Annotated in this window: 7 protein-coding genes and 1 pseudogene; 6 read left to right on the forward strand and 2 right to left on the reverse strand. The window is 70.0% G+C overall.

The window, feature by feature from the left end:
• Window positions 1-196: 196 nt before the first annotated feature.
• On the reverse strand, window positions 197-1,528 hold the full coding sequence (gene ccrA, locus KUTG_RS33215) for a crotonyl-CoA carboxylase/reductase (protein WP_043722441.1): 1,332 nt from the start codon (window positions 1,526-1,528) through the stop codon (window positions 197-199).
• A gap of 320 nt (window positions 1,529-1,848) precedes the next feature.
• On the opposite strand from ccrA, the gene KUTG_RS33220 reads away from it, so the two are divergent.
• The 4 genes from KUTG_RS33220 (at window position 1,849) to KUTG_RS33235 (ending at window position 4,703) form a co-directional block, all read left to right on the forward strand.
• On the forward strand, window positions 1,849-2,247 hold the full coding sequence (locus KUTG_RS33220) for an SPW repeat domain-containing protein (protein WP_232241093.1): 399 nt from the start codon (window positions 1,849-1,851) through the stop codon (window positions 2,245-2,247).
• A gap of 16 nt (window positions 2,248-2,263) precedes the next feature.
• Window positions 2,264-2,842, forward strand: coding sequence for a TetR/AcrR family transcriptional regulator (locus KUTG_RS33225; protein WP_043722444.1), 579 nt, complete (start codon window positions 2,264-2,266; stop codon window positions 2,840-2,842).
• Window positions 2,843-2,961: 119 nt separating this feature from the next.
• Complete coding sequence (locus tag KUTG_RS33230) at window positions 2,962-3,963, forward strand: LacI family DNA-binding transcriptional regulator (protein ID WP_043722447.1); 1,002 nt, start codon at window positions 2,962-2,964, stop codon at window positions 3,961-3,963.
• A gap of 116 nt (window positions 3,964-4,079) precedes the next feature.
• Window positions 4,080-4,703, forward strand: a complete 624-nt coding sequence (locus tag KUTG_RS33235; protein WP_043731472.1) for a LuxR C-terminal-related transcriptional regulator — start codon at window positions 4,080-4,082, stop codon at window positions 4,701-4,703.
• Here KUTG_RS33235 and mce read toward each other — a convergent pair whose 3' ends face one another.
• Entirely contained in the window at window positions 4,704-5,153 is a 450-nt protein-coding gene (gene mce / locus KUTG_RS33240) for a methylmalonyl-CoA epimerase (protein ID WP_043722449.1), read from the reverse strand.
• 123 nt (window positions 5,154-5,276) lie between these two features.
• Here mce and KUTG_RS33245 point away from each other — a divergent pair, with 123 nt between their 5' ends.
• Both KUTG_RS33245 and KUTG_RS66510 read left to right on the forward strand, forming a co-directional pair.
• A complete protein-coding gene (locus tag KUTG_RS33245) occupies window positions 5,277-6,464 on the forward strand; it encodes an acetyl-CoA C-acetyltransferase (protein WP_043722452.1) in 1,188 nt (395 codons plus the stop codon).
• Window positions 6,465-6,670: 206 nt separating this feature from the next.
• Window positions 6,671-6,750: pseudogene (locus KUTG_RS66510) on the forward strand (hypothetical protein); the annotation flags it as partial.

A 6,750-nucleotide genomic window follows, 5' to 3' on the forward strand; every position in this document is an offset into this window, starting at 1 on the left:
CCGGTCGGCGGCGAGCAGCTTCAGGTCGGCGTCCAGCCGTTCCAGGTGGTCTTCCACCTGTGCTTTGTCGTAACCGCGCTTGACGACGTCGAAGCCGGTTCCCAACGGGACGAGATCGCGGTCGCTGCCGAGGGCCATGGCCCCACGCTACCGGTACGAGTGACACCCGTGTGCACGACGCGGGTGCGAACTCCGGTCACACACCGCGGAACCGGTTGATCTCGGACAGGTGGCGGGCCCGCAGTTCCTGATCGCGCACGCCGAGTCCTTCCTCGGGGGCGAGGCACAGCACGCCGACCTTGCCCTGGTGCGCGTTGGACTGCACGTCCCGCGCGGCCTGCCCGGTCTCGGCCAGTGTGTACACCTTGGACAGTGTGGGGTGGATCTTCCCCTTGGCGATCAAGCGGTTCGCCTCCCACGCCTCGCGGTAGTTGGCGAAGTGCGAGCCGATGATCCGCTTGAGGTTCATCCACAGATAGCGGTTGTCGTAGCTGTGCATGAAGCCGCTCGTGGACGCGCACGTGACGATGGTGCCGCCCTTGCGGGCCACGTAGACGCTGGCGCCGAAGGTCTCGCGGCCGGGGTGCTCGAAGACGATGTCGGGGTCGTCGCCGCCGGTCAGCTCGCGGATCCTGGCCCCGAAGCGCTTCCACTCCTTGGGGTCCTGCTCGTGCTCGTCCTTCCAGAACCGGTACCCCTCGGAGCTCCGGTTGATGATCAGCTCCGCCCCCATGCGCCGGCAGATCTCGGCCTTCTCGTCGCTGGACACGACACAGACCGGAATCGCGCCGCCGTTCAACGCGAACTGCGTGGCGTACGAGCCGAGGCCGCCGGACGCGCCCCAGATCAGGACGGTGTCGCCCTGCTTCATGTTGGCGCCGTTGGTGGACACCAGCTGCCGGTACGCGGTGGAGTTGACCAGCCCGGGGGAGGCGGCCTCCTCCCACGACAGGTGCTTGGGCTTGGGCATCAGCTGGTTGGTCTTGACCAGCGCCAACTCGGCCAGCCCGCCGAAGTTGGTCTCGAAGCCCCAGATCCGCTGCTCGGGGTCGAGCATGGTGTCGTTGTGCCCGTCCGGGCTCTCCAGCTCGACCGACAGGCAGTGCGCGACCACCTCGTCGCCCGGCTTCCACGCCTGCACGCCGGGCCCGGTGCGCAGCACGACGCCGGCCAGGTCGGAGCCGACCACGTGGTAGGGCTGGTCGTGCTTGGCGGCCAGCGGCGAGCTCTTGCCGTAGCGCTTGAGGAAGCCGAAGGTGGACATCGGCTCGAAGATCGACGTCCACACGGTGTTGTAGTTGATGGCGCTGGCCATCACGGCCACCAGCGCCTCGCCCGGGCCGAGCTCGGGGGTGGGCACCTCGTCCAGGTGCAGCGACCGGCGCGGGTCCTTGTCGGCGGTCTCCATGCCGTCGAACAGGTTCGCCTCGTCGGCGTGCACGGTCATGCCGCGGTAGGTCTCGGGAACGGCCAGATGCGCGAGCGCGTCGAGCTCGTCGGCGAGGATCGCGTCAAGGATCTTCTGCACGGCGGTGCCTCCGGGGCCTCGAAGTGGTCCTGTCGCAGGTTGGAGGCAGGTTACCCACGAGTAACGATACAGAACTACGGATGTGGCCCGGTTCACCCGTCAGGTCGGCGTGGTCGAGGGTCCGGGAGAAGACGTACTTGGGCCTCGGGCCCCAGATCGGGCGAAGTCGGCCGTCAGCGGCGTCGGACCGGGCAGCGCCGTGATCGCCGGCCAGTCTCTGGCCACGGTACGACCGGGTGCCGACGGTTCGGGATAACACCAGCTCAGGGGCCAGATGTCTACCGAGTCACAAGTATTGACCGGCCGGCCAACCAAGGCGCATGATCAGGGCATCCCACGAGGATGTGGAGGGGTTGGAAATGGCCAAGTCATGGACTAGGTGGCAGGACTGGACCGAGGTCGTCATCGGGGCGCTCGTCGCGCTGTCCCCGATCGTCGTCACGACCTCGACGGCCGCTGCGTGGACGATGGTCGTCCTGGGTGTGCTCGTCGTGCTCGACGGGCTGTGGTCGCTTGCGGCGCCCAGCCAGGTCGCCGGCGAGTGGGTGCAGATCGTCCTCGGCGTGCTGCTTTTCGTGGCACCCTGGGTGATGGGCTACACGGAGTTCTCGGGCGCCTCCTGGGTGTCCTGGGCCGGTGGCGTGCTGACCGTCCTGGCCGGCGCGATCGCCGTGCCGGTGGCGCAGTCCGCGCACCGCGGGCTGGCCGGATCGCACTGACAACTGTGGGGTGAGGGTGGAGGAAGTCCCGGCCAGGGAGCGAATCCTGACGGCGGCGGAGGAGTTGTTCGCCGAGACCGGATTCGAGGCCACCCCCACCTCCCGCATCGCCGAGCGGGCCGGCGTGCCCAAGGGGCTCGTGCACTACTACTTCAAACGCAAGCCGGATCTCCTCGTTGCGCTCGTCGAGCGGTTGCCCGACGAGCGCATCGACATGTCCGGGGTCGTCGTGGACGGCGACGTCGCCGCCAGCCTGCGGGCGCTGCTGGCCGAGCTGGACCGCCGCCGCGTGGAATCGCTGATGCTGAGCAACCTGCTCTACCGCGAGGCCGACACCCACCACACCGTGCGGGACGCGCTGCAGGACCGGTTCCGCAACCTGGTCGGGCTGATCCGCAAGGTGATCATGGCGGCGGGCAGCGCCGTGCAGTGCAAGGCCGACGTGGACAGTGCGGCGGAGCTGCTCGCGCTGGCCGTCAGCTACCAGCATTCCGTGGCCCGGCACGCCACCGAGCCCGAGCTCGGACGCGTGACGATGGAACGGGAGCTGGCGTTCATCTCCGACGCGCTGTCCCTGGGGGCGGGCGGGCCCTAATCCAGTGGGCAGTTCGGGGTGGATCTTCGGACAGATCGGCCGTCAGGCCTTGGTGTTGTTGCGCCGTCAATGGCACATTTCCGGGTATCGAGAGAAAACCGTTTCTACCCGAGGTGCCCGTGAAGCGGCCGACCATCCACGACATCGCCCGCGAAGCCGGGGTGGCCAAGAGCACGGTGTCGTTCGCGCTCAACGGCCAGCCCGGCGTGTCCGAGTCGACCCGGCGGCGCATCCTCGCCGTGGCCCGTGAGCTGGGCTGGCAGCCCAGCCGGGCCGCCCGCGCACTGTCCGCCGCGCAGGCCGAGGTGGTCGGCCTGGTGCTGGCCCGGCCGGCCGGTCTCCTGGAGGTGGAGCCGTTTTTCATGCGGCTGATCGCCGGGGTCGAGGCGGCGCTGGGCGCGGACGACATCGGGCTGCTGCTCCAGGTCGTCGGCGACGACCCCGAACGCGAGATGGACGTCTATCGGCGCTGGTGGGGGCAGCGGCGGGTGGACGGCGTGCTGGTCGTCGACGTCCGCGTGCACGATCAGCGGCTGCCTCTGCTGTCCCAGCTCGGGCTGCCGTGCGTGCTGGTGTCGAGCGAGGTGCCTGGCAGCGGGCTGACCTCCGTCGGTCCTGACACGAAAGCCGCCATGGCTGCGGCCGTCTCGCATCTTCACTCCCTCGGGCACACGCGGATCGCCCGGGTCGCAGGCAACGCCGAGTTCCAGGAGACCGTGCGGCGGGACCAGGCGTTCGTCGAGGCCGCCGGCCCGGACGGGGTGGTCGTGGCGGCCGACTTCACCGGCGAAGGCGGCGCCGCGGCCACCCGTGGCCTGCTGCTTTCCGGCCGGCCGCCGACGGCGATCGTCTACGACAACGACCTCATGGCCGTCAGCGCGGTGGGAGTGGCCGCCGAACTCGGCCTGGACGTGCCCGGCGATTTGTCGATCATCGCCTGGGACGATTCGCCGCTGTGCCGGCTGCCGCATCCGGCGCTGACCGCGATGAGTCGGGACATTTCGGGCTACGGCTCCGCGGCGGCCGCCGCACTGCTGCGGGTCATCGCCGGTGAGGGCGTGCCCGATTCCGTGTTCGGCGTGGCCGAACTGGTGGTGCGGGGCAGCACCGGTCTGGCTTGATTCCCTTTCCTCTTCGGTCGCTGTGAGTGCGGTTCCGGCCCGCGGGCGGAATGATCGGGTCACGCCCGGCCGGTGTGGCGTAATCCGTGGATACGCTCGCGGCCGAGGTGAGGGGCATGAATCGACTGATGGTCGCGGCCTATGCCGAAGACCCGATCACTCTGGGCGGTGTGATCGGCAGCCTCGACGGCCGGCCGGATCTGTGCGTGACGAAATATAGCCGGCACAATCGGCCGGATGTGCTCGTGGTGTGCGTGAATGCTGTCACCGGCGACACATTGGCGATGCTGCGCGGCATAGCCGGCAGTGAGCCGACCAAAGTCGTGGTGGTGACCAACCACCTCCGCGACGTGGACGTGCTGCCGCTGGTGGAATGCGGCGTGGTCGGCATGGTGCCGGTCGCCGCGGCCACCCCCGAGCGGCTGGGCCGGTCCGTGCTCGCAGCCGCCGATGGCCGCGGCGAGATGCCGCCCACGCTCCTCGGGCAGCTGTTGGGCCAGGTCGCCAGCCTGCAACGGGATGTGCTGCGCCCCAAGGGATTGATTCCCTCGGGCATGGCCGACCGCGAGGTCGACGTGCTGCGGCTGCTGGCCGAGGGCCTCGACTCCGGGCAGATCGGCGGCAAGCTCGGCATCAGCGAACGGGGCGTGAAGAACGTGCTGGAGGTGCTGCTGCGCCGGCTCGGGCTGCGCAACCGCCCGCACGCCGTGGCGGCGGCGCTGCGGGCGGGTCTGTTCTAGTCAGTGGCCTTCGGCGGGCTGCACCAGCTCGACCAGCACACCGCCGGCGTCCTTGGGGTGCACGAAGTTCACCCGGCTGTTCGAGGTGCCGCGCTTGGGCTCGTCGAACAGCACCCGCAAACCCTTGGCCCGCAGGGTTTCGCACGCGGCGGCCACATCCGTGACGCGGAACGCCAGTTGCTGAAGGCCCGGGCCGCTGCGGTCGAGGAACTTGGCGATGGTGGAGTCCGGCCGGGACGGGGCCAGCAGCTGGATCGCCGCGCCCGTGGTGTCGTCGGGAGCGCGCAGCATGGCCTCGCGGACGCCCTGCTCCTCGTTGACCTCCTCGTGGCTGACCTCCAGGCCGAAGGTCTCGCGGTGGAAGGCGATCGCGGCGTCCAGGTCCGGCACCGCGATGCCGACATGGTCGACGGCGGTGACCAGCGGGGCGAGCTCAGCGCGCAGGTTCATGACGCAGCAGGGTAGTAGCCTTGACACGATGAAGTGACCTGTGCGGCTACTCACAGCCACAGGAAAAGCTACCGGCCGGTATGGTCCACAAGACCACCGCCCGCACCGTCGCTGGAGGCCGTCGTGTCCGGTTCCGTCATCGTCGCAGGGGCCCGCACCCCGATGGGACGACTGCTCGGCTCGCTCAAGGACTTCTCCGGAGCCCAACTCGGTGGCGTGGCCATCAAGGGCGCCCTGGAGCGGGCCGGGGTGAGCCCCGAGCAGGTCGAGTACGTGATCATGGGTCAGGTGCTGACCGCCGGCGCCGGCCAGATCCCGGCCCGGCAGGCCGCGGTCGCCGCCGGCATCCCGATGGACGTGCCCGCCCTGACCATCAACAAGGTGTGCCTGTCCGGCATCGACGCCATCGCCCTGGCCGACCAGCTGATCCGGGCCGGCGAGTTCGAGATCGTGGTGGCCGGCGGCCAGGAGTCCATGACCCAGGCCCCGCACCTGCTGCCCAAGTCCCGCTCCGGCTTCAAGTACGGCGACGTCACGCTGCAGGACCACATGGCCTACGACGGCCTGTTCTGCGCCTTCGACCAGGTCGCCATGGGCTCGTCCACGGAGAAGTACAACTCCCGCTACGGCCTGACCCGCGAGGAGCAGGACGCTTTCTCGGCCCGGTCGCACCAGCGAGCCGCTGAGGCCGCGAAAAACGGCATCTTCGACGAAGAGGTCGTGCCGGTGGCCATCCCGCAGCGCAAGGGTGACCCGGTGCTGTTCAGCACCGACGAGGGCGTGCGCGGCGACACCACCGTGGAGACGCTGGGCAAGCTGCGCCCGGCCTTCGCCTCCGACGGCACCATCACCGCCGGCTCGGCCTCGCAGATCTCCGACGGCGCCGCCGCGGTGGTCGTGATGAGCAAGGCCAAGGCCGAGGAGCTGGGCCTGACCTGGCTGGCCGAGATCGGTGCGCACGGCGTGGTCGCCGGCCCCGACGCGAGCCTGCACGAGCAGCCGTCCAACGCCATCCGCAAGGCCTGCGCCAAGGAGGGCATCGACCCGGCCGACCTGGACCTGGTCGAGATCAACGAGGCCTTCGCCGCGGTCGGCGTGGTGTCCGCGCGCAAGCTGGGCCTGTCCGAGGACAAGGTCAACGTCAACGGCGGCGCCATCGCGCTGGGCCACCCGATCGGCATGTCCGGGGCCCGCATCGCGCTGCACCTGGCCCTGGAGCTCAAGCGCCGCGGCGGTGGCGTCGGCGCGGCCGCGCTGTGCGGCGGCGGTGGCCAGGGCGACGCCCTGATCGTGCGGGTTCCGCAGTGCTAGTTCGGCTGGGCTAGTGTCCCGCGTTGTCGACGTGCCCGACCTGGTCGCCCGGGCCAGGTCGGGCGAGCCGCGGGCGGTCGCCCGGCTGATCTCGCTCGTCGAGGACGCCAGCCCGCACCTGCGGGACGTGGCCGCCGCGCTCGCCCAAACACACCGGGCGGGCGCGGGTCGTCGGCCTCACCGGCTCGCCCGGCGTCGGCAAGTCCACGATGACCTCGCAGCTTTCACCGCGTTGCGGCGCAAGGAACTCCGCGTCGGCGTGCTCTCCTGACCCCACCTCGCCGTT

It is taken from the genome of Kutzneria sp. 744 (genome assembly GCF_000568255.1).
In the GTDB taxonomy this organism is placed as follows: Bacteria; Actinomycetota; Actinomycetes; order Mycobacteriales; family Pseudonocardiaceae; genus Kutzneria.